Below are 23,367 nucleotides of genomic sequence, written 5' to 3' on the forward strand. Positions count from 1 at the left end.
CCGGGCTTGTCACGGACGGCGGTCGGCACCTCATGAGCCTGGGCGAAGACCGCGAGGCGGAGGCCCCCTTCGCCGCGGTCGACAAACTGCTCGCCGCGTCCGTCGCCCGGCGTTTCTATCTCGAGAACCAGTCGAAGGTCGACATCGCAAAGGAATTCAGGATCAGCCGGTTCAAAGTGGCGCGTCTCCTCGATGCCGCGGTGGCCCACGACATCGTCAGGATCGACATCACCGTCCCCGCCGAGATCGACGCCCCGCTCTCGCACGCCCTGGCCGAGCGCTTCGGGCTCCGCCAGGCCGTGGTGGTCGATCTGACCCGGAGCGAGGGCGACGAGGTGGCCCCGGGGGACACGCGCCGCGCCGGCCGCTGGCTGGGGACGGCGGCGGCCCGGCTGATCTCGGAGATCAGCGAGGAGGGCGATGTCCTCGGGCTGGACGCGAGCCGCTCGGTGGAGGCGCTCAGCGAGGCGGTCGGGCGGCTGCGCTCCCGCGAGGTCGTCCAGTTGACCGGGGTGCGCGGTCCTGACCTGGCCCACGACGCCGCGATCGCGGCGGTCCACCGTACCGCCGCGGCCGGCCGGGGCAGGGCCTTTGCGCTCCACGCCCCGTTCGTCCTGCCCAACGCCCCGACGGCCGCCCTCCTCAGGAGCCAGCCGGACACGGCCGAGACGCTGGGCCGGTTCGGCCGGGTCACCAAGGCCGTGGTCGGCATCGGTGCGTGGGACGCCTCGCTCTCGGCGGTGTACGACGCCCTGACGGAGCGGGAGCGTGACACGTACCGCACACTCGGGGCGTGCGCCGAGGTGGCCGGCCACCTCTTCGACCGGGACGGCCACCCGCTTCCCCAGGAGCTGGACGCCCGCACGATCGCCCTGAGCGCCGGCCAGCTCCGGGAGATCCCCGAGCTGATCGGGGTCTCGGGCGGGGTGCGGAGGGCCGAGGCCATTCGCGCCGTCCTGAAATCCGGGCTTCTCACCCGCGTGGTCACGGACGCGGCCACCGCGCGCCGCCTCCTGTGGGCCGACGGCCCGGACGGCCCGGCGCGGACGAAGGACGCCCGCGTGGTGGAGACGGCCACATGAGAACGCCGTACCGGACAACCGGGTTCTCGCGTACGGCCGTTCGCGAGCCGCCCCCCGGGGAGACCCGCCGCGGGGGCCTCCGCCTTCGCTCCTCCCGCCGTACGACGGCCGCCGCCCACGTCGTGTGACCGACCCACCGCCGAACCAACGAGTAAGGACAGCGATGCCCCAGAGCGACGGCCCGGACGACGGGCTTCCCCCCGTTCCCGCCGAGATCCGCGAGGCCGGCCCTCGGTCACGGGGGACGGAAGCGTGAGCCGTTGGTCATCCGCCATCCACCGCCGGCGCGGCAGGTCCGCCCCGGAGCGCGCTCCCCGGAATCCGGCCGCGGAGCCGAGTGGCGCCGGGCGCCAGGGGGCCGTCGGCGCCCCGCCCGTCGAGGACATCGACGGTCTCCTGCTGGTGCGTTCCGTCGAGGACGACTCGTTCCCGCTCGCCACCCTGGCCGAAGTCGCCCATGCCGTGGGCGTGGACGCGGACATCGTCACGGTGATGGTCGGCTCCGCCCCCGGCGGCGGCCCCGCGGACGACGACCTCTGGTCCCGGCTGGGCGCCCTCCTCGACTCCCTCCGGTCGAGGGGTGTCGGCCGGGTCCGGCTCGTCATGTCCGGTGCCGGTGACGACCAGCCGGGCCGCCCGTCCGTGGCCCGCAGGATCGCCGACGCCTGGGAGCTGGAGGTGCTGGCGCCCGACGGGTCCGTCCTGATCACCCCCGGGGGCGGGCTCTTCGTCCACGGCGACTCCCGGAGCGGCGGCGGGTGGTGGAGCTTCGTGCCCGGCGAGGCGCCCAGGAAACTGGGCCCGCGCGCTCCGGCCCCCGCGTGGCAGGAGGCGCTCGGCCGGGTGCCGGTGCGCACGACGGGCGGCTGTGTGGTGGAGCAGATACCGGCGGGCGTGGTGATGCGCCCGGCGGGCGCCCCCCTGCCGGACCTCGACGACCTGTGCTTCGCGGTGCCCGCCGACTTCGAGCGCCCCACCGTGGTGGTCGGCGCTCCCCACGCGGAGGACGTGGCGGCCGACGAAGTGGCCGCCGTGCTCTCGGCGTTGCCCGTGGGGCAGCGGTCCCGCGTCCGCCTCGCGCCGGGCGGCCGGCGCGATCTGCTGCGGCTCGGCCACGCGGTCGCCGGTCTGCTGGGCGGCGAGGTGGAAGTCCTCACCGGTCTGCCGCTGCTCGCCGACCACGCGCCGCCGGGAACGGCTCCCCGGCCGACCCTGGTGGGCGCCGACGGCAGGCCGAGCTGGCAGCCGTTCGTGTCCTCCGTGACGTGTGGGCCCGCCGACGCGGAGGGGAAGGTGCCCGCCCCGCGCCTGATGGGAAGCCATCCGCCCGCGTGGATCCCGCGCGGCACCCAGCCGGGGACCGTCCTGCTGACGGACCGCTGGCAGGCCACGGTGACCCGGGCCGGGCTGGCCCTGTGGGAACGGGACGGCCCCCGGCCGCCGTTGGCGGCGCTGGCCGTGGACCCGGACCGGTGCGCCGTCGAACTGGGCGCGCCGGGCAGGCCGTTGGACAACTCCGTCCTGCCCGCCCTCTCCCGGCTGCTGGCCGGCCTGGGGTCCGACCTCCGCGCGAGGACGACGCTGTTGGTGCGCGGCAAGCTCATGAACGGGGAGGGTGAACTGCGCCGCCTGGCCGCCGAACACGGCGTACCGGGCATCCGTTACGTCACCGCGGGGCCGCCCCGGGTCCCCGGGCCCGCGCGGCGGCCCGCTCCCGCGCCGCGCCCGGTGGCGGGCGCGGCTCCCGTGCCGGCCCGGCCGGAGGTGCCGGCCCGGCCGGAGGGCGGGACGCCGGCGTGGGCCGGACCACCGGCGCCTCCTGTACGGGTCTCCTCCTCGTCCGGGCCGGCGGGACAGGCGGTGGGTGCCGGGAGCGGCCCGTCCGGCGAGCCTGCCGGACCGGTGGTCCGGAGCGCGGCTGAGGGGGTAGCGGCCACCGGTGGCGGCACGCCGGCCGGGCGCCGTACCGGCGCGGTCGCCGGTGCGTCGGCTGAAGGCGCGGCGGGGGGCGGAGCGCCCGGCGGAACGCTCGCGGGCGTGACGGCGCGGGGCGCCGGAGGCACCCCGCCGGGCCGTCCCTCGCCGCCGCGTGGCGCGGAGGCCGGCGAAGGACGTGACCGGACGCCGGGACATGGCCCGGTCGTCGGCGCGACGACGCGGGCGCCGGGGGACACCTCGACAGGTCCTACGCCACCCGGCCGGCCCTTGCCCGGCCGTCCCCCGCTCTCCGGCGCATCGGCCGGTGAGCGGGCGGACCCCGCCGGTGGCGGTCGTCGGGAAGGGCACGCCGCCACACCACGGGCGGGCACGGAACCCGTCGCCGGATCCGGCGACGGCGAGGCGGTTGTGGGGGCGTTGGGGCACGTACCCGGCGGGTCGGTCGCCGGTACGGCCGGTGGGGACCCCGCACGCGCCGAAGGCGGCGGGCGGGAGCGCCCCGAACGTGAGGCGCCCGCGGGCGAGCGGCCCTCCGCGGTCCCGGCCGCACCGGCTCCGGCGGGTACGGGTCCGGCGGGTCCGGGTCTGGCCGCGTCCGACCCGGCCACACCAGGACCCGCCACACCGGGCCGGGACGTTCCGGTTCCACCGGCATGGCCCCAGGCGCCGGATCCCGTCATCCCGGCCGCACCGGCTCGGACCCCCTCGGCTCCGGTGGCGTCCGGTCCGGTCGCACCCGACCCGGCCGCAGTGGGACCCGCCGTACCGGGACCCGATGTTCCGGTTCCACCGGCGCGGGTGCGGGCGCCGGATCCGGTGGCCCCGGCCGCACCGGCTCGGACCACGTCGGCTCCGACCGCGTCCGGCCCGGCCGACCCGGGACCGGACCATTCGGTTCCGGCCGCCCCGGATCCCGTAACGGCGGCCCCACCGGCACCGATCCGCGCGGCACCGGCCGCGACCGCCCCGGCGCGATCCGCCGTGCCCATGCCCTTCTCCCCGGGGCACGTCAGCGCCGTCGGCGAACGCGCCGCGTTCCGTGACTTCGCCGCGTCCGCCTGGGAAGTGCACGCGGCCGCCGTCTCCCGGGTGCTCACCCGGATGCCCGCGCTGCGCGGTCACGAACTGGACGCCGCGCGGACCGACCTCATCGCCGCGCACGCGTATCTGACCACCGAGGAAGGGCCGTTGCACCCGCGCGAGCTGATCCGGGACCTGCGCACCGGCGAAGGGCGCCTGCTGCCCTACGCCGGGTGCCTGGCGTCCGCGCTGCGGCGGCTGCCCTCCTACCGCGGCGTGGCGCTGCGCGGCGGGGACGTGGCCGCGCCCGGCCCCTCCGAACTCACCGTGGGCGCGCTGTTGCAGGAGCCGGGGCCGATCAGCGCGCTGGCCAAGCCGTCCGCGCTTCCGGCCGGGGCCGTCGTGCGGTACGCGATCTGGTCCATCACCGGGCGCAAGGTGCGTCAGCTGCTGGACCGGCCGGCCGGATCCCCGGAGGCGTACGACGAGATCGTCTTCGTGCCGGGGACCGGTTTCCGGGTGCTGGGCGTACGGACCGTGCCCGCCGGTTCCTCCGTCGTGCTGCTGCGGGAACTCCCCGGCAACGCGACCGCCTACATGGACGGGGCGGAGGAACTGAGCGGGCTGGACCTCAAGGCGCTCGCGCACCTCGAAGCGGCGCTCGCCACCGAACTGCCCGTCGGTGAGGGCCGGGGCTGGCCGGAGCGCTGCGCCGGCCCCGTGGGCCACGCCGGGTAGGGCGTGCGTTCCAGGGGCGCTCCAAGACCACCCCGGTCTCCGGGGTCCGCACCACCGATCACGTACGACAGCAAAGGAAGAATATGACAAATCGTCAAAATCGATCGTCACCGGACGAACCATCGCGAGGGTCCTCCGCCGCCGGCAACGGGGACCCGTCAGCCGCCACGGGCGGCCCGTCCATCCGCCGGGCCGTCACCCTGCGGTCCGTGGGAGCGGACCCGGGCAGGCTGCCGACGCCCGCCGCGTCGCCGTCCGCCCCCGCCGGGCGGGGCGCGGACGAGGAGGCCGCGGCGGCGCCGCGACCGGGTGCCTCGCCGGACGGGGCGGCGACCGCTCCCGTACAGCCGAGCACCACGAGCGGTACGGCCGAAGCGGAGGCGGCAGCGGGTGCGGCCACCGGCGCGGCGGCCACGCGGCAGCAGTCCGGGCCGGAGGCGTCGGCCGGCACGGGCAGGCGGACCCAGGCGGCCCGTACGGGATCGGCCGCGTCCGCGACCGTTCCGGACGCCTCCGCCTCCGCCTCCGCCTCCGCCGCGGCCTCGGGTGAGGCCTCCGGTGAGGGAGCCGGGCGGGGGGACGGCGAGCCGCCCTCCGGGAACCCGAAGAAGCCCCTCCTCGCGGCCGCGGGCCTCGCGGGTGTGATCCTCCTGGCGGTGCCGCTGCTGATCTGGGCCACGGACGACTCCGACAAGAAGACGGACAAGACGTCGGTGGTCGCCGAGTCCGACACCATCCTCGACGACCAGGCGCTGAACGCGCCGCCGGGCGACTACGCGCCGGCCTCGCCCACGGCGAAGCCGACGACCGCGAAGCCCTCCGTCAAGGCCAAGGCGAAGGCCAAGACCCCGGCCGAGCCGCTGAGTCCGCCACCGCTGCCGTCGCCGACGGCGGAGAAGTCCGCGGCGGCGACGAAGGCGCCGAAGAAGAAGGCGGTGGTCAAGGCCAAGCCGCCGGCCAACACCGCGTCGCTCGCCGTCATGAAGCTGGCCACCCAGAACGCGGGCCGGCACATCTGCTACCGGGCCTACGTCAAGGGCATCGGCTGGCAGGCCCCGGTGTGTGACGGAGCGGAGGCGGGCACGCAGGGGCAGAACCGGCCCATCACCGCCCTCAACATCGCCGTGTCCTCGACCAACGGCGTGAACGCCACCCCCTGGACCATGGGGGAGGGCTACAAGGCGCCCTGGAAGGGCGCGGCCGACGGCGGCGACCTGTACATCGGGGTCGCGTCGAGCAGCGCCCCGGCCCTGGGCGGCTTCGGGATCAACATCGGTCAGCCCCTGGTGTGCGTGAACGCGTTTGTCACCGACCGCGCATGGCTGGGTCTGAGGTGCGACAACCCCGGCGGCGAGAATCTCATCTTCGCCGGGACCCTGGAGAAGACCCTCGCGCTCCAGGCCATCAGGCTCACCGTGTGAGGCGGACCGCCACCCGGCGGGCGTGTGGCGGAACGCCGCGCACGTGACCGCGAAGGAAGCGCCCGCCGGGTGAACCTCCCCGGCGGGCGCTTCTTTTCACAGCGGTACGGCTCTTTTCGAAGCGGTACGGCGACTCAGCGGGCCGCTTCTTCGTGCCGCGCCGGGCGGCCCCCGTACGGCAGGTCCTCGGGCAGCAGTGTGGTCAGGTCGGCGAGGCTGGGGGACCGGAGTCCGCCGAGCCGGCGCGCCTGGCTGGTCATCATGGTCTCCAGCAGCTGGCGGGCGAGCCGGGCGTTGCCGAAGGACCGGTCCCGGGGGATCGCGTCCACATGGGCGCGCAGCATCGCGAGGGTGTCGGGGCCGCACTCGTAGCCGGACGCGGTGGCGTGCCGGGAGACGATGGTGACCAGTTCGTCCGTGCTGTAGTCCTCGAACTGCACGTATTTGGAGAACCGCGAGGCCAGTCCGGGGTTGGAGGCGAGGAAGCGCTCCATCTCCTCGGTGTACCCGGCGACGATGACCACGACCTCGTCGCGGTGGTCCTCCATGAGCTTGAGGATCGTGTCGACGGCCTCGCGCCCGAAGTCGTTGGAGGACCCCTCGGGGGTGAGGGTGTACGCCTCGTCGATGAACAGCACCCCTCCCAGCGCGCTGGTGAAGACCTCCTTGGTGCGCTGGGCGGTGTGTCCGACGTACTGGCCCACCAGGTCGGCCCTGGCCACCTCGACCAGGCCGGCGCGGGGCAACACCCCCAGCGAGTGCAGGAGTTTGGCGTACAGCCGGGCAACGGTCGTCTTTCCGGTGCCGGGTGGCCCGGTGAAGACCAGGTGGTTGCTGATCCTGGGGCTGGGCAGCCCGGCGGCGACCCGCTGCCGGGCGTTGGACAACAGGCTGACCAGATCGGTCACTTCGCGCTTCACCGCCCCGAGGCCCACCATGGCCGTCAGCTCGGCCATCGGGTCGGGCGCGTCGTCCCCGCCGCGCGGGGTGCCGTCGACCGCCGCCGCCTCCGCGTCCCCGACGTCCTGCGGCAGCAGCAGCGTCAGGTCGCTCTCGTCCGGGTCGGCCATGGACGCGAGACGGAAGGACTGACGGTCCACCATGTCCTCGAACACCCCGCGCGCCGCCCGGCCGTTGCCGAAGGACGCGTCGCGCGTCATCCCCTCGAACCGTACGGCCAGCGCCTCGCGCGTCAGCGGTCCCAGCTCGAACTGGTGCCGGTTGCACATGGATTCGGTGATGGTGACCAGTTCTTCCACCGCGTAGTTGCCGAACTCGATGGTACGGGTGAACCGGGAGGCCATCCCCGGGTTGGCGGACAGGAACGACTCCATCTGCTCGGAGTAGCCGGCCGCGACCACGACCACGTCGTCGCGGTGGTCCTCCATGAGCTTGAGGAGGGTGTCGACGGCCTCCCGTCCGAAGTCGTTGGAGGATCCCTCGGGGGTGAGGGTGTACGCCTCGTCGATGAACAGCACCCCGCCCAGCGCGCTGGTGAAGGCCTCGGTGGTCTTGATGGCCGTACCACCGATGATCTGGGCCACCAGATCGGCCCGGGCGACCTCGACCAGATGGCCGCTGCGCAGGATTCCCAGGTCGGCGAGGATGCTCCCGTACAGCCGGGCCACGGTGGTCTTTCCGGTGCCGGGCGGTCCGGAGAAGATCAGGTGCCGGCTCATCGAGGGGACCGGCATGCCGAGCTTGCGGCGGCGTTCGGCGAGCTGGTTGAGGTTGACCAGGGTGTTGACCTGGTGCTTGACGTTCTCCAGGCCGATGAGCGCCTCCAGGTCGTCCATCGGGGTGCGCGGCGCAGCCCCCTTCTCGGACCCGCCCGGGGCCCCGCTCTCGCCCGTCACCTCGGCGGTCTCGCCCCAGCTGTCCGCCGTTCCGTTGTCCGCGCTGGTCAGGTACTCGACCGAGAGGCGCTCGCTGCCCCGGCTCTGCCGCAGGCCCGCCCCGCGGTTGTCGCGCACCACACACCGGTTGAGCTGGACGGGCTCGGCGCTGTCGACCCGTATGCCGTCGCCCGTGTTCCCGGTGATCTCGCAGGAGGTGAGCGAGGCCCGGCCGCCGTGCGCCACCTGGACGCCGTGGGCCTTCGAACCGCTCACCCGCACCCGGTCCAGGGCGAGTTCGCCCTCGTCCCCCACGGTGATCCCCGCGTCGGCGCTGTTGCTGATCTCGCAGTCGCGCAGGGTTCCGCGCCCGCGCTCGCCGATGACCACCCCCGAGCGGGCGGAGGAGCGCAGCGCGGTGTCGCTGATCTCGGGGTCGGCGTCGTCGTCCACGCTCAGCCCGGAGCCGCCCGCGGACTCCACCTCGCAGTGCTCCAGACGGCCCCGGCCGTCGTCGGTGATCTCGATGCCGTTGCCGCCCGCGCCGATGACCCGGGTGTGCCGCAGCAGGGGGTTGGCGGAAGCGCGGACGTGGATGCCGACCCCGGCCGCGTCCAGGACGTCCAGGCGCTCGAACTCGGCCGTGGAGTTGTCGCTGAGGAACACCGCTCCGGAGGTGTCGGCGCAGTCGCTCACCACCGTGTCCCTGAGCAGCGGGGAGCTTCCCTCCACGACCCGCACGGCGGACTGCGTCGAGGTGTGGAACGCGCACCCCTCCAGGTTTCCGCGCGAGCGGTCGAGGACGAGGAGTCCGCTGTGCTTGGTACGCCGGGTGACACACCGCCGCAGCAGGGGGTCGGCGCCGCCGGAGATGACGATGGCGCTCTGGGTGATCGATTCAAAGGCCGTGTCCTCGATCTCGGGCCGGGACAGGCTGCTCACGAGCAGGCCCACCGAGGTGTGGTGCACGGTGGAGCGCAGGACCCGGGTCGAGCTGTGGCCCTCCAGGGCGATGGCGGGCTTGTCGGTGCCGGAGATGTCACAGCTGTCGACGGTGCCGCCGGCCTCGCCGCTGGCGAGGATCCCGTTGGCGCGTGCCCCGCGGATCCGGCAGTCGCGGACGAGGGGCCGCGCGCTCTCGCCGATCACCACGGCGGAAGTGCCGAAGTTCTCGAACACGCAGTCCTCGATGATGCTTTCGGTCTCCGAGGAGTCGACCACCCCGGCGCCGCCGGGATTGCTCACCCGGCAGCCGCGGGCGGCCAGCGAGCCCTTGCCGCGGACCAGCAGCGCCGCCCATCCCGCGCCGCTCACGGTGCAGCCGTCGAGAGCTGCCTGCCCGGCCGGTATGTCCACGACGGGCAGTTCCTTGTCCCGTCCGCGCAGGGTCAGACCGCTGAGCATGACGGCGTCCGCCATGAGGCTGACGGCGCTGCCCGCGCGCGGGCAGATCTCGACCGTTCCCGGCTCGCCCTCGGCGACGATCGTCACCCGGTTCCTGATGACCAGGTTCTCGGCGTACCGCCCGGGGCGCACATGGATCACCGCCCCGGTGCGCGCCTGGGCCAGTGCCTCACCGATCGTCGGGAAACAGTCCGGCCGTTCCGGGCAGACCGTGAGTATGTGCCGTGCCACGCGCCTCGAACCTCCTGGTATTGCTGGGTCTTTGGCCTGCCCTGTGCGTGCGCCTGAGTATGGCATGCGCATACCATGTGATAATGCGAAGCACCATGAAATACAGGTATGCGGGCCTTGTGCTGGCTGTCGCGGTCATCCTGCCAGTCACCTGCGGGCCCGCCTTCGCCGCGCCGGGCGGGTCGTTCGGTCCCGGCGCAGACGAGCCGGTCGCCACGCTGCTGCCCCCGCTGCCGCTGCGCCTCGGCGAGGGCAACCCCTGCACCGAGCCGTCCAAGGAGACCGCCGCCGGGGCGGCCTGGTCGCAGAAGGCGCTCGGGCTGCCGAGGGCCCAGCGGATCTCCGAGGGGGCCGGGGTGACCGTCGCGGTGGTCGACACCGGGGTCGCCTCCGGTGTGCCCAGCCTGTCCGGACGGGTGACGGCGGTCGACGGCGCGGGGGAGGACTGCGTGGGACACGGCACCTTCGTCGCCGGTCTCATCGCCGCCGCCCCGCAAAAGGGCAGCGGAATCACGGGAGTTGCCCCGAAGGCCGACCTCCTCGCGCTGCTGGGGACCGACGACCGGGGGGTGCCGTCGGCGGAGCTGGTCGCCCTCGGCATCCGTACGGCCGTGGACCGGGACGCGCGCGTCATCTACGTCGGGCACGCCCTGCGGACCGGAAGCGAGGAGATCACCGACGCCGTCGCCTACGCCACGGAGCACGACGCGCTGGTGGTCGCCCCCGCCGCCCCGGACGCCGTGCCCAAGGAGGAGCGGGGGCCCGACAACGCGATGCCGCGGGGCCCCTATTGGCCGGCCGCCGCGCCGGGCGTGCTGGCCGTGGTGGACTTCGGGCCCACTGGCGTACGGCAGGAGAACGCGCCGCCCGCCCACGAGCCGGACCTGTCGGCGCCGGGCAGTTCCATGGTCAGCGCCGGGCCGGGCGGACCGGGCCACTACATCGGGTCCGGCGCCTCGCTCGCCGCGGCGGGTACGGCGGGGGCCGCCGCTCTCGTACGGGCCTACCGGCCGGAGTTGACCGCCCAGGAGGTCGCGCGCCGCCTGCTCGCGACCGCCTATCCGTCGGACACCCCCCGGCTCGACCCCTACGCCGCCCTGTCCCTCGTACAGGAACAGGGCACCTCCGCGGAGGCAGCCCCGGCGAAGGCCGTGCTCGCGCGGCTGCCCGAGCCCGCGGACCCGGGCCCCCGGAACCGCGCGCTGGCGATCGCGGGCGGGGGACTGGCGCTCGTCCTGCTGGTGGGAGGCGCGGCCGCGGTGATCCCCCGTGGCAGGGCCAGGAGTTGGCTGCCGCCCGGCCGCCGCCCGGACAGCACCCCGCCGGGACAGTAACGTCCGTACGGCTCCGGCGGCCCGGCCCCCCGAAGGGAGCCGGCCGCCGGCCGCCGCGACCCGTCTGGGGGACATCAGCGCTCGTCCCCCAGCGGGGTCTGGATCTGGAGCGTCTTGCGCCGCGCGATGCGCACGGCCCGGCCGGGGATCAGCTCCCGCCCCTTCACACTGCCGAAGAGATACCCCTCGCTCGGCGGGCACGACATCAGCAGGCCCGGTGTGTTGACCTCCAACAGCCGCCGCAGCAAAGCCTCGTTGAGGCCGCGCCCCGCGCCGGCCGAGGAGCGTGCCACCACCATGTGCAGGCCCACCTCGTGGCCGAGCGCGAGATGGTCGAGCAGCGGGGCGAACGGCTGGGCCATGGGACCGCTGCCGATCATGTCGTAGTCGTCGACCAGGATGAACAGCCGAGGCCCCGACCACCAGTCGGCCAGCCTCATCCGCGACGGGGCGATGTCCTCCCCCGGAACGCGCTGCCTGACCGCCCTCGCCACCCCGTCCACGAGGTCCTTGAGGATGTCCATGGACACCGCGTGACCGAGGCGGTACGCCTCCGGAACGGCCTCCACCAGCTCCCGCCGGTAGTCCACCGTCATGATGCGGGCCTCGGCCGGTGTGTACCGCTCGGTGATGCCCTTGGCGATCACCCGCAGCAGGTTGGTCTTGCCGCACTCGCTGTCGCCCACCACGATCATGTGCGGATTCTCGGAGAAGTCGTGCCACACCGGGGCGAGTTCGTTCTCGTCCAGGCCGATGGCGATCCGCAGCCCGTTCTCGCCCACGGGCGCCGGGAGGTCGGCGACGGGCAGGGCGGTCGGCAGCATCCGTACCCGGGGCGCCGGCGGGCCCGTCCAGTTCTCGCTGATCGCGGCGACCAGGCCGGAGACACCGTCGGCGAGGTCGTCGGCGTCCTCGACCCCGTCGACGCGCGGCAGCGCCGACAGGTAGTGCAGCTTGTCGGGGGTCAGGCCCCGGCCGGGGCTGCGCGGGATCGTCGCCGCCTTGCGGGAGTCGATCTGGGAGTCCATCGCGTCACCCATGCGCAGTTCAAGACGGGTGCCGGTCTGGTCCCGTACGGACGACGACAGCTCCACCCACCGGCCCGTGGTGATCATCAGGTGGACACCGTAGTTGAGGCCGCGGGCGGCCAGCGCGTTGAAGGTGGGAAGGTGCCGGTCGAAGTCCTGGCGGACCGTGGACCAGCCGTCGACCACCAGGAAGATGTCGCCGTGCGGCTCGTCGGGGAACTCGCCCGCCGCCCGCCGCCTGCGGTACGTGGGCATGGAGTCGATGCCCTGTTCGAGGAAGAACCGCTCCCGCTTGCTGAGCAGTGTGCTGACCTCGGCGATCGTCCGGCCCACCCGCTCGGCGTCCACCCGCGCCGCCACCCCGCCCATGTGCGGCAGTTCGTCCAGGGCGGCGAGGGTGCCACCACCGAAGTCCAGGCAGTAGAACTGCACTTCCCTCGGAGTGTGGGTGAGGGCGAGGGCGGTGATGAGGGTCCTCAGCAGGGTGCTCTTGCCGCTCTGCGGCCCGCCCGCGATGGCCACATGGCCCCCGGCCGCCGACAGGTCCACCGTCAGCAGATCACGGAGCTGGTCGAACGGACGGTCCACCACACCCACCGGGACGGTGAGCCGGCCCCGCTGCGGCCAGTCGGCCGTGGTGAGGCCGAAGCGCGGGTCGGGCGCCAGCGGAGGCAGGATCTGGTCCAGGCTGGCCGGCGCCGACAGCGGCGGCAGCCACACCTGGTGGGCGGGCGGCCCCGAACCGCGCAGCCGGTCCAGCGCCACCGACAACAGCGTCTCGCCGTTCTCCTCGTCGCCCTCCGGCTCCTCCTCGCCACCCGAGACGTCCGGGTCCGCGGGCGCGCGCGGCACCACCCACTCCGCCGTCCACGGCACCACCTGACGGGCCACCTGCGCCTGGACGACGGCCCGGCGCCGCTGGTACGGCCCCGAGACGTACGCGGCACGGAACCGCGTCAGCGCGTCCACACCGCTCTTCAGGAAACCGGCGCCGGGCTGGGCCGGCAGTTCGTAGGCGTCCGGCACACCCAGCACACCCCGGCTCTCCATCGCGGAGAAGGTACGCAGGCCGATCCGGTACGAGAGATGGCTCTCCAACTGGTGCATGCGGCCCTCGTCCAGCCGCTGCGACGCGAGCAGCAGGTGCACCCCGAGCGAGCGCCCGAGGCGGCCGATCATGACAAACAGCTCCATGAAGTCGCGGTGCGCGGACAGCAGTTCGCTGAACTCGTCCACCACGACGAACAGGCTCGGCAGCGGCGCCAGCGGCACACCGGACTGCCGCGCCTTCTCGTACTCCAGGGCCGAGGTGTAGTTCCCGGCGGCGCGCAGCAGCTCCTGACGGCGTATCAGCTCACCGTGCAGGGCGTCCTGCATGCGGGCGACCAGTGACACCTCGTCGGCGAGGTTGGTGATGACCGCGGAGGTGTGCGGCAGTTCGTCCAGACCGAGGAAGGTGGCGCCACCCTTGAAGTCGACCAGGATGAAGTTCAGTGTCTCCGAGGAGTTGGTGAGGGCGAGGGACAGGACCAGGGTGCGCAGCAGCTCGCTCTTGCCGGAACCCGTGGCGCCGATGAGCATGCCGTGGGGGCCCGTACCGCCCTGCGCGGACTCCTTGATGTCCAGCTCCACGGGCCTGCCCTCGCCACTGACCGCGATGGGGACGCGGAGCCGGGCGCTGCCCGTGTACCGCTCCCAGAGGGTCGACGGCTCGTGCTGGTGCAGGTCGGGGATGTTCAGCAGCGCGGTCAGCTCGACGTCGTCGGAGAACGGCTTGGAGTCGTCGCCGCCCATGCTCATCCGGTAGGGGGCGAGCAGCCGGGCGAGCGCCCGCGCTCCCACGGGCCCGAACTTGTCGGGCCTGCCCAGCACCGTCGACTGCTCCTTGCGGTCGCGGTCGGTGCGTACCAGCGCGACGCTGTCCTCCTCCACCTCCAGGCGCAGTGTGGTGCGCCCGGGCTTCCAGGTGAGGGCCCCCGTGAGGTCGAGGACGACGGCGTTGCGGAACCCGGGGCCGTCGAATCGGTGGCCCGCCGGCAGGGCGCAGCCGTCGATCACGATGACCGTGTACGGCTCCTCCCGCCCCGGGGCCGCGTCGGGGTCGGCGCCCGGACGCTCCTGGAACTCGACGCCGAGCAGGTTCTCCAGCTCGTTGAAGGCGGAGGTGATCATACGGGTCGGGCCCGCGCCGTCCTCCTCGTACCGGTGCAGGCTGTGCGGGAGCCACTTCGCCCACTCCCACTCCGACCGCCGCTCGTCGGACACGCACAGCGCTATCCACAGGTCGTCGGGGGAGTGGAAGACCGCCAACTGGCCGAGCAGGCCGCGCACCAGGCCGCGTATCCGCTCCTCGTCACCCCGGAAGAGCACCTTCGACCAGGCGCGCAGATAGATCGCGATGGGCTGGTCCCGTACGGTCGAATAGGCCCGGGTGAAACTGCGCAGCGCGTGCGCGGACAGCGGTTCCAGATCCTCGACGGGCTTGGTGGACAGCGGGATCAGCTTCATCGCCAGCCGCTGGTCACCGACGGCCATCCGGACCTCCGCGAAGTCCTCGTCGGACGTCCGGCGCTCCCACAGCCGCGACGTGCGCACGAAGGAGGACAGCGCGTCGGGCTCGGGATGACGCCAGGCGAGGGCGTGCTGCTGATCGACGATGGAGGCGCGCACCTTGCGCCGCGTCTGCCGCAGATAACGCAGGTAGTCGCGGCGTTCGCCCTTCATCCGCTGCTTGCGGTCGGCGTTGCGCTTCATCACCTGACCGATCATCATGCCCGCGGAGGCGACCACCATCACACCGAGCGCGATATAGATGAATCCGCCGCTCGACTTGGCCATGCCCGGCCGCATGAACATCAGCATCATGGAGACGGACATCAGGGCCATCGGCAAGTAGGTCCACACCGCGGAACTGTCCGGGACCACTTCGGGAAGGGTCGGCGGCTCCTGAAGGCTCAGGTCTCCCGACGGCGATTCCGGACCTCTACGGCGTGCCGGCCTGCGGAACAGGATCACGCTCAACGAATGGCCTCCTGTGCGATTCCGAACAATTCCATGACAACAGTGCGGGACGGCCCGCCTTTACCGGAGTTCACCCGATACCGGGGTTCACCGGAACAACGGCCGCCCCTAAGGCATTCGAAGTCGGCTGCCGGAAGGGCGAGTTGCCTCGCAATGCGGATGAAGTAGAGTCTCGCGCGATGCCGCCGGTTTCCCCAATGGGCTCGTCGGCACCCACACGCCCGACTTCCCGTCACATTCAGCGGAAAGCGTGAAACCCAAGCCCATGACAGAAACCCAGACGGCGAATCTGTGCCGCGTCACCGTACGCGCTCCGACGAGGATCATCGACCTGGCGGTGCCCTCCGACGTCTCCGTAGCCGACCTGCTGCCCACAGTCATCAGTTACGGAGGCGAGGACCTGGAGGAATCCGGCCTGGAGCACGGCGGTTGGGTGCTGCAACGACTCGGCGGCCCACCGCTCGACCCCGAGAGTACCTTGGACTCCCTCGGCCTGCGTGACGGTGAGGTACTCAGTCTGCGGCCGCGCGCCGAGGCGCTCCCCGAGGTCCACCTCGACGACCTGGTCGACGGCATATCCACCACCATGCAGAACCGCCCGCACGGGTGGAGCCCGGCGGCGGGACGGCGCCTGCTGCTCGCCCTGGCCGTCGCCACCCTCACGCTGGGCCTCGTGCTCCTGGGCCTGCCGGGCTCCCCCGGCTGGCTGCGGGCGCTGGCGGCCGGGGCCGCGGGGCTGCTGCTGATCGCCGGGGCCGGCTCGGCCGCCCGGGCCGTCGGCGACTCCGGGGCGGGCTCGGTGCTCGGCCTCATGGCGGCCCCGTACTTCGCGCTGGCCGGCTGGCTGCTGCCCGGCGGGGAGCTGGGCGGGGCCGGGGGTGACGCGGTGCTGGGCGCACGGCTGTTGGCGGCCTCCGCCGCCGGTGGTGGCGCGGTCGTGCTCGCGCTGGCGGCGGTCGGCGTGTACCCGGCGCTGTTCCTCGGCACGGCCTCCGTCGCCGTCGCGGGCGCGCTCGGGGCCACCCTGATCATCATGGACCTGGCGCCGGACCAGGCGGCCAGTGTGGTGGCCGTCGTGGTGGTGCTGTTCGGCGGCTTCGTCCCCTCGCTGTCGTTCCGGCTCTCCGGCATGCGGATGCCCCCGCTGCCCACCAACGTCCAGCAGTTGCAGCAGGGCATCGACCCCTACCCCGCCTCCGACGTGGAGACCCGCGCCACCCTCGCGGACGGCTGGATGACCGCCTTCTACGCGGCCATCGGCCTGATCTGCCTGCCGTGCCTCGCGATGCTCGTGGCCGATCCCGACCTCCCGGGAATCCTCACCGTCGTCGCCCTGTCACTGCTGTTGCTGCTCCACAGCAGGGGTCTGGGCAACGTCTGGCAGCGGCTCGCGCTGACCACCGCCGGTGCCTGGGGCGCGGCCCTGCTGCTGTACGGGGCGGCCCAGGCCCTCGGCCCGGCGGACCGGCTGACCCTGACGGCCGGTCTGCTGGCCCTGGCGGCCACGATCACCATCGCCTCCTGGACCGTGCCCGGGCGGCGCCTCCTGCCGTACTGGGGACGCGCGGCCGAGCTGCTGCACTCACTCGCCGCCATCAGCATGCTGCCGCTGATGCTCTGGGCGATGGGCGTGTACGGCACGCTGCGCGGCATCAACGGCTGATCCGGCTGATCGGAAGAACGGGCAACCATGCACAGCAAACGGGACCAAGTACAGGCGCATCTCTTCGTGATGGGCAGGCTCGCCTCGGCCATGCTGCGGGCCGAACCCGACGATCCGGAGAGCCCCCTGGGCCGGACCAACCGCGGCGCCGCGATAGGCGTGCTCATCGCCCTGCTGGTGTGTGCCGGGGCCTTTGTCTTCGGGCTCATCAAGCCGGGCGGGAACGACTCCTGGCGCACCGCGCAGAACCTGATCGTCGACAAGCAGACGGGCGCCCGCTACCTGTACCTGGACGGACGGCTCCGTCCCGTACGGAACTACGCGTCCGCCCAGCTGATCACCGGCGGCGGTCTCACCGTCACGACCGTCGGCACCGGCTCCCTCGCCGGCACCCCGCACGGCACGCCCATCGGCATCCCGGAGGGCCCCGAGGCGCTGCCCGGAACCGGCGACCTGGACACCAAGCCGTGGCTGGTGTGTTCCGGCCTCCTCCCGGGCACGACGGGCGGCACCACGGCGACCACCACGCTCGCCGTCGGCACCGACGAGCCCGGGGACGTACCGGGCGGGCGCCGGCTGGCCGACCACGACGGCCTGTTGGTCGCCGGGCCCGGCTCCACCACCTACCTGCTGTGGCAGGGAAGCCGGCTGCGCCTCGACGGCCGGGGACACGCGGCGCAGGCTCTCGGGTACGGGAACGTCACGCCCCGCCCGGTCGCCGCCGCGTTCCTCGACGCCTTCCCCCAGGGACCCGATCTGGCGGCCGCCGAGGTGCCGGACAGGGGCGCCAAGGGGCCCGATCTGGCGGGCCGCGCCACCAGGATCGGGCAGCTCTTCCTCGTCGACGTACCGGGCTCCGCCGCCCGCTACCACCTGCTCCAGAAGGACGGCCTGGTCCCGCTCACGGCCACCGGCGCCGCGCTTCTCATGGGTGACCCGGAGACCCGCGCGAAGGCGTACGAAGGCAACGCCGTACGGGTCGCGACGCTCGGGGCCGACGCGCTGACCGGGAACCTCGCCCCGCGCTCCGAGGACGCCGTCGTGAACCCGGCGCGGCTGCCAGAGAAGCCGCCGGAGACGGTCGAGATCGCCGTCGGGTCCGTCGCGTGCGCGGACGTCGACTCCACCCCGGGCGGCGTACGGGTGGGTACGTCCGTCCTGCCCGAGCACGCGCTGCCGCAGGTCGTGCAGCCACCGGCCCCCGAGATCGTGCCCGCCTGCCTGGAGGTCGACGCCATCGCCGTACGGGCCGGAAAGGGTGCGCTGGTCAGGGTGGTGGGCGCGGGCGGCAGCGCGCTGGGCGACACCACGTACCTGGTGACGGACGAGGGCGTGAAGTACCGGCTGCTGTCCCAGGAAGGGGTGAAGGCGCTCGGGTACGAGGGCGCCGAGGAGCGGACGATGCCGTCGCCGCTGCTGGCCATGCTGCCGAGCGGCCCCGACCTCACTCCTGAGGCGGCTTCCTCGGGAGAAGGACGCGTGACACTGCGGTGTCCGGAGATGTAGGGGCTATAGCGGAAAAGTCGCCCCGAAGCGACTGTTCGTACGGGCAAACTTTTGGATTCTCCGCAGTGGTCCCGTGTGAAGTCCGGGTGTCCGGCCGCGTCGCGGAAACGGCGGCAATGACCGTTATCTCCGGCCGGAATCCCGCCGTCGCTCAGGTGAGCGGCCCCCATTCCGGTCCCTTGCTCAATCGAGCATTCGGGGGCAAGGGCCGGGCCGCCGTGGCGGGTTGGGAGGCAATTGCCAAACAACTTGCCGCCTGCTTAGCATCGGGCCACCCCATGTCCCTGTGAACCGGGGTGTGTTCACGGGGCCGCCTTGTCTGCCCACAGGTGTGGGGGCCCACCGTCGGTGAATTTCGCCGGAAGGAAGTTCTCTCATGGCCATGCAGCAGTCGGAAGAGCACGCGACACGCAACGGAATCATGGCGCTGGAGACGGCGTTCAGTGGTGTCCAGCGGTGTCAGCAGGACGTCCAGACCACGGCGGGCACGCTCGCCTCCAACTACGGTGGTTCGGACGGCGGAGGCTTCAAGCGGTTGCTCGAACAGTGGGACGGGCACGTCGACACGATCCTGCTCAATCTGGACCGGATGGTGGACGAGCTCAACTCCACCCTCACGGAACACGGCCTGGCGCAGGGCTCTTCGAGCGAGGCGATCGACCAGGAGTACTCCCGGTCCACGGCCGTGTTCGACGAGCTCAACGGGTACAACAGCGGCCCGAACGGCGTCGCGGGCGGCACCAACCCCAACGCCTGACCGTCACGGGCCGGCCCACCGGCCGTGATCGCACACGCACCGCACACTCACCGTACACACGGCGAATCGAGGGTTTCTGATGGATTTCACCGACGGTTACATCTACATCGACTACAACCACGCCGAGGGCGCGGCGGACAACATGGTCACCCAGTCCCAGTCGATCATGAGCGTCCTCGAGAACCTGGAAGCGGAGCTGACCGAGCTGAAGAACAGCTGGATCGGTGACGACCGGGAGGTCTACCAGGACGTGCAGGCGAAGTGGGACGCGGCCGTCACGAACATCCGGACGCTGCTCGCCAATCACTCCACCCTGCTCACGGACATCTCCGGCAGCTACCGGCACACCGAGCAGAACCTCTCGCAGAGGTGGTCGGACATCAGGATCGGCGGTCGCTGACCGGTCGCCGACCGGACGGCAGGTAGGGACAAGGGGAGGGGAAGGGCGACATGGCCGAGGTCACGGTCCTTGACACCGCGTTTCTGAAGAAGTTCATCAGCGACCACATCGAGCCGTTCGCGGGGACCCTGGAGGAGATCGTCAAGTACAGCCCGACCGACGGTGAGGCGATCTCGGACGTCGTCGAAAGGGAGACGACCTCGCTCAGCACCACGATACCGCTCATCATCGGCAACATGGCCGGAGAGAAGGCCGCCGGGGGCAAGGTCAACGCGGCCATCCAGGCGGAGGCGGCCGAGATCGCGCGCATCATCGAAGAGCAGACCGTGCTCTTCAAGGACTTCGAGGAAGCGCTGCGGGAAACGATCAAAGAGCTGGAGAAGAACCAGGGTTCCACCCTGCAAGGCATCACCCCGGAAGAGTTCATGGACGTGTTCGAAGACGTCGACAGTGACCTCGGTGGATCCGGTGGCGAGGAGGACTAGGGCTCCTTCCCCCAGCTCTCTCCCTCAGTTGCCCCTCCACGACAACAACTACCTCCCGGAGCACGGTGATGGCAGAGTCCGAGGCCAGCCCCAAGGACAACAACGACGACGACTGGGCCACGGCGGTCAAGAGGCTCACCGGGTACGCGGTGGACCCGCGTTCCATGTTGTTCGAGAAGATGAAGGGCAACGACGGCATCCCGCTGATGCATGTCCGGCTGGACCACGTGGGCAGTTCCTACTCGTCCGGCTTCGTCAGCTCGGGCGGTTGGCACACCAAGAACACCGACTACACCATTCCGTTCCTGCGGTCCTACCACGACGCGGACAAAACGTCGGAGGGAACGAAGCTCGATCAGTACCGGGCGTACATCACCATCCTGGCGACCGTCGGCGACGCGCCGCCGAGCGGAATGGACGTGATCGGGGCATTTGAGTACACGAGCAAGGTGCTGAAGGACGAGGGCGGCTGGAACAAGGACGGCAAGGCCGTTTCCTGGGACACCACAAAACTCGCCGCGTACATCCATGGCACCAGGGCCGCCCTCGAGCTGATCGCGCTGCCCCCGTATTCCACCCACGGGTTCAAGCACAGCGACGTCGAGGTGACGGACTCCCTCTATGTCGACCTCAAATCCTTCTCGGTCACGGCCAGGGCGTTCGACCGGGTGGTCAACTTCTTCAAGGAAAGTGCCGCCGCCGTCGGGAAATGGGACAACGAGGACATCGGCGAGGGCAGTAAATCCTGGGACGGCACCTCGGCGGCCATTTTCAAGGGGCTCATCCACAAACTGGCGAGAAATTACGAGGGATACGCCGAGCAGATCGCGGGGGAAGAGGGCGGGGAGGCGACCAGCTACGTCACCATCGAGGGTGACCCGGTGTCCTCCGAGCCCGCGCGTGCCCTCGCGGATGTCCAGTGGGTTCTGGCAACCCAGGCACAGAATCTCATCGCGGCCTGGGACGCGTGGAGGCCCGACAGCAGTCCGCAGCAGCATCTGTTCGACTTGTTGGGGGACGCCCGGATGGACATCCTCGACAATCAGTTCCACCAGGTCGAATACCAGGCGTCCACCAACCGTTACGACTACTCGAGCAACATGGTCGCCGGCAAGGCTTTCTCGGGCGAGATCACGATCAACGGTGTGAAGTACGGTCCGCCCACCGAGATGACGACGTGGAAGAAGATAGGCGAGGAGGCCATACACCGCTGGGAACTGGGGGTGAAGAATTGGCTCGGTCCGGCAGGAGCCGAGGCGATCCTCGCCATCGAAAAGGCGTTCGCCGCGGCTGAGAAGGCTTTCGACCCCACCATTACGGACAAGGACAAGAAGTCCCTCTCGGACATCGCCGCGAAGGAGGAGTCGAACGCGGAGAAGGCTGACGCCGAGAAGGAGAAGGAGGACGCGAAGAAAGAGCGGGACGCCGACAAGGCGGAAGCTGACAAGGACAAGGAAGAAGCGAAGAAGGAGCGGGACGCCGAGAAGGCGGAGGCCGACAAGGACAAGGAAGAAGCGAAGAAGGAGCGGGACGCCGAGAAGGCGGAGGCCGACAAGGACAAGGAGGAGGCCAAGAAGGAGCGGGACGCGGAGAAGGCGGAGGCCGACAAGGACAGGGAAGAGGCCAAGGTCGAGGCCGCGAAGGAGAAGGAAGAGGCGAAAGCCGAGGCCGCGAAGGAGAAAGAAGAGGCGAAAGCCGAGCGGGACGCGGAAAAGGCCGAGGCGGACAAGGAGAAGGAAGAAGCCAAGGCCGAGGCGGACAAGGAGAAGCAGGAGGCCAAGACGGAACAGGCCGCCGCGAAGGCGGAGGCCGACAAGGACAGGGAAGAGGTCAAGGCCCAGAACGCCGAGGACCGCGCCGAGGCCAAGAAGGCGCAGGAAGAGGCGAAGGCCGAGGCGGCGGCGCAGCAGGGGGTCGCCCTCGCCCTGGCGGAGAGGCAGCGGGCCGAGGCCAAGCAGGCTCAGGACGAGGCCAAGAAGGAGGCCGACGAGGAGAAGGCCGCCGCGAAGGCGGAACAGGCCGCCGAGAAGGCCGAGGCCAAGGCCGAGCAGGAACAGGCGAAGGCAGAAGCGCGACAGGAGAAGGAGGAGGCGAAGGCGGAGCAGGCCGCGGCGAAGGCCGAGGCGGACAAGGAGAGGGACGAGGTCAAGGCCCAGAACGCCGAAGACCGCGCGAAGGCCGAGCAGGCTCAGGAGGAGGCCAAGAAGGAGGCCGACGAGGAGAAGGCCGCCGCGAAGGCGGAGCAGGCCGCGGCGAGGGCCGAGGCGGAGAAGGCCCAGGAGGAGGCCAAGAAGGAGGCGGACGCCGAGAAGGCCGCCGTCAAGGAGGAGCAGGCCGCCGCCCGGGGCGAGGCGGGGAACGCGCAGGAGCAGGCCCGGAGCGAGGCCGTACGGGAGAAGCAGCAGGCCCGGCTGGAGGCCGAGCAGGCCAAGACCGAAGCACAAGCTGACTATGAGCGGGACAAGGCCGACGCGCGCGCGGAGCGCGAGGCCACTGAGCAGCAGGCCGATCGCCAGGAGGCGGCGGCGAAGCAGGAGTACGAGCACGAGAAGGCCGAGGCGCAGGAGCAGCGCGACGAGGCCAAGCAGGAGGCGGACCAGGACCGGGCGGAGGCACGGCGCGACTACGACCGCGAGGTGGCGGGCGGTGGCGACGAGCAGAAGGCCCGCGAGGAGTACGACCGCCGGATCGCCGAGATCGACGCCACCGAGCGGGACGCCGTCCAGGACGCCAACGCCGCCGAGGCGGACGCGAAGAAGGAGTACGAGCAGCAGAAGGAGGCCGCCCAGGACGTCCGGGAGGAGGCCCGCGAGGACGCGCAGCAGGCGCGGCGGGACGCCAGGGCCGAGTACGACCGGCGCATGGGCGACATCCAGGCCGAGCAGGACCGCATCGGGGCCGGCGACAAGGACATCGAGGAGCAGATCCGCCAGCGCATCGCGGATCTCCCGCAGCCCCCCGACTTCGCGTCCGACCTCGCGTCGGCCGGCGCGGGCTCGGCGTACTCCTCCGTGTTCAACGACAACCTCTACAACCAGGACGATCTGACGTCCGCGCTGGGACGCCCCGAGGGGAGCGGCGCCATGGCGGCCGCCGCCGACGGCTCCAGTGGGGCGGCCGGTTCGCCGGGGATGTCCCCGCCGATGATGCGGGGCGCCGGTGGCGGCGGCGAGTCCGGGTCCTCCGGCGAGCGCACCCGTAACGTCATCGAGCCCGGCCTCGGCCGCTCCGCCAGGGCGGGCGGCGGTGTGTCGACCGTCGAGGACGAGGAACACCGCGTCGTCCCGCGCGGCACGCAGACCAGCAGCCAGACGCCGTTCATGCCGCCGATGGGTGGCGGCGCGCCCGGCGGCGGGGGAGGGCAGCAGACGGAGAGCGGCGACCGCGAGCGCACCACGTGGGTGGTGGAGGACGAGGACGTCTGGGGCACCGACGAGGGGGGCGCGCCCCAGGCCCTGGGACGATGACCGCCCGCCGCGCGTAAGCGCGTTACCCAGTGAGGAG

General features: G+C 72.0%; 12 protein-coding genes. 10 read left to right on the forward strand and 2 right to left on the reverse strand.

The genetic code is table 11. The features are described from left to right. The first annotated feature begins 32 nt into the window (after window positions 1–32). From ACIO1C_RS14920 to ACIO1C_RS14930, 3 genes are all read left to right on the forward strand, one after another. Window positions 33–1,082: a sugar-binding transcriptional regulator gene (locus tag ACIO1C_RS14920; RefSeq protein WP_401862930.1), complete on the forward strand. Its 1,050-nt coding sequence runs from the start codon at window positions 33–35 to the stop codon at window positions 1,080–1,082. Window positions 1,083–1,334: 252 nt separating this feature from the next. Next, on the forward strand, window positions 1,335–4,778 hold the full coding sequence (locus ACIO1C_RS14925; protein ID WP_401862933.1) for a hypothetical protein: 3,444 nt from the start codon (window positions 1,335–1,337) through the stop codon (window positions 4,776–4,778). A gap of 209 nt (window positions 4,779–4,987) precedes the next feature. Then, complete coding sequence (locus ACIO1C_RS14930; protein ID WP_401862934.1) at window positions 4,988–6,199, forward strand: hypothetical protein; 1,212 nt, start codon at window positions 4,988–4,990, stop codon at window positions 6,197–6,199. A 134-nt stretch (window positions 6,200–6,333) separates the two neighbouring features. Here ACIO1C_RS14930 and ACIO1C_RS14935 read toward each other — a convergent pair whose 3' ends face one another. After that, window positions 6,334–9,669, reverse strand: coding sequence for a right-handed parallel beta-helix repeat-containing protein (locus ACIO1C_RS14935; RefSeq protein WP_401862937.1), 3,336 nt, complete (start codon window positions 9,667–9,669; stop codon window positions 6,334–6,336). Between the two features lie 95 nt (window positions 9,670–9,764). Here ACIO1C_RS14935 and ACIO1C_RS14940 point away from each other — a divergent pair, with 95 nt between their 5' ends. Further along, window positions 9,765–11,003, forward strand: a complete 1,239-nt coding sequence (locus tag ACIO1C_RS14940; RefSeq protein WP_401862939.1) for a S8 family serine peptidase — start codon at window positions 9,765–9,767, stop codon at window positions 11,001–11,003. 74 nt (window positions 11,004–11,077) lie between these two features. On the opposite strand, the gene eccCa is transcribed toward ACIO1C_RS14940, so the two are convergent. Continuing rightward, window positions 11,078–15,046 (reverse strand): type VII secretion protein EccCa, encoded by a 3,969-nt coding sequence (gene eccCa / locus ACIO1C_RS14945; RefSeq protein ID WP_401863208.1) that lies wholly within the window; start codon window positions 15,044–15,046, stop codon window positions 11,078–11,080. Between the two features lie 271 nt (window positions 15,047–15,317). Here eccCa and eccD point away from each other — a divergent pair, with 271 nt between their 5' ends. The 6 genes from eccD (at window position 15,318) to ACIO1C_RS14975 (ending at window position 23,330) form a co-directional block, all read left to right on the forward strand. Continuing rightward, window positions 15,318–16,715, forward strand: coding sequence for a type VII secretion integral membrane protein EccD (eccD, locus tag ACIO1C_RS14950; protein WP_401862941.1), 1,398 nt, complete (start codon window positions 15,318–15,320; stop codon window positions 16,713–16,715). Window positions 16,716–16,742: 27 nt separating this feature from the next. Further along, window positions 16,743–18,221, forward strand: a complete 1,479-nt coding sequence (gene eccB, locus ACIO1C_RS14955) for a type VII secretion protein EccB (RefSeq protein ID WP_401862944.1) — start codon at window positions 16,743–16,745, stop codon at window positions 18,219–18,221. A gap of 376 nt (window positions 18,222–18,597) precedes the next feature. After that, window positions 18,598–18,978 carry a hypothetical protein gene (locus tag ACIO1C_RS14960; protein ID WP_401862947.1) on the forward strand — a complete coding sequence of 127 codons (381 nt, stop codon included), beginning with the start codon at window positions 18,598–18,600 and terminating at the stop codon, window positions 18,976–18,978. A 79-nt stretch (window positions 18,979–19,057) separates the two neighbouring features. Next, window positions 19,058–19,378: a WXG100 family type VII secretion target gene (locus tag ACIO1C_RS14965; protein WP_401862949.1), complete on the forward strand. Its 321-nt coding sequence runs from the start codon at window positions 19,058–19,060 to the stop codon at window positions 19,376–19,378. Window positions 19,379–19,428: 50 nt separating this feature from the next. Further along, a complete protein-coding gene (locus tag ACIO1C_RS14970) occupies window positions 19,429–19,863 on the forward strand; it encodes a type VII secretion system-associated protein (protein ID WP_401862952.1) in 435 nt (144 codons plus the stop codon). Window positions 19,864–19,931: 68 nt separating this feature from the next. Beyond that, on the forward strand, window positions 19,932–23,330 hold the full coding sequence (locus ACIO1C_RS14975) for an AAWKG family protein (protein WP_401862953.1): 3,399 nt from the start codon (window positions 19,932–19,934) through the stop codon (window positions 23,328–23,330). Window positions 23,331–23,367 lie beyond the last annotated feature (37 nt).

Origin of the sequence: Streptomyces sp. NPDC087420, assembly GCF_044744165.1 — a bacterium.
GTDB lineage: Bacteria > Actinomycetota > Actinomycetes > Streptomycetales > Streptomycetaceae > Streptomyces.

Excerpts from the sequence above, each read along its gene's own strand:
- ACIO1C_RS14920 (WP_401862930.1), top strand. The coding sequence starts at position 33 with ATGAGCCTGGGCGAAGACCGCGAGGCGGAGGCCCCCTTCGCCGCGGTC.
- ACIO1C_RS14940 (WP_401862939.1), top strand. The coding sequence starts at position 9,765 with ATGAAATACAGGTATGCGGGCCTTGTGCTGGCTGTCGCGGTCATCCTG.
- eccD (WP_401862941.1), top strand. The coding sequence starts at position 15,318 with ATGACAGAAACCCAGACGGCGAATCTGTGCCGCGTCACCGTACGCGCT.
- eccB (WP_401862944.1), top strand. The coding sequence starts at position 16,743 with ATGCACAGCAAACGGGACCAAGTACAGGCGCATCTCTTCGTGATGGGC.
- ACIO1C_RS14960 (WP_401862947.1), top strand. The coding sequence starts at position 18,598 with ATGGCCATGCAGCAGTCGGAAGAGCACGCGACACGCAACGGAATCATG.
- ACIO1C_RS14965 (WP_401862949.1), top strand. The coding sequence starts at position 19,058 with ATGGATTTCACCGACGGTTACATCTACATCGACTACAACCACGCCGAG.
- ACIO1C_RS14970 (WP_401862952.1), top strand. The coding sequence starts at position 19,429 with ATGGCCGAGGTCACGGTCCTTGACACCGCGTTTCTGAAGAAGTTCATC.
- ACIO1C_RS14975 (WP_401862953.1), top strand. The coding sequence starts at position 19,932 with ATGGCAGAGTCCGAGGCCAGCCCCAAGGACAACAACGACGACGACTGG.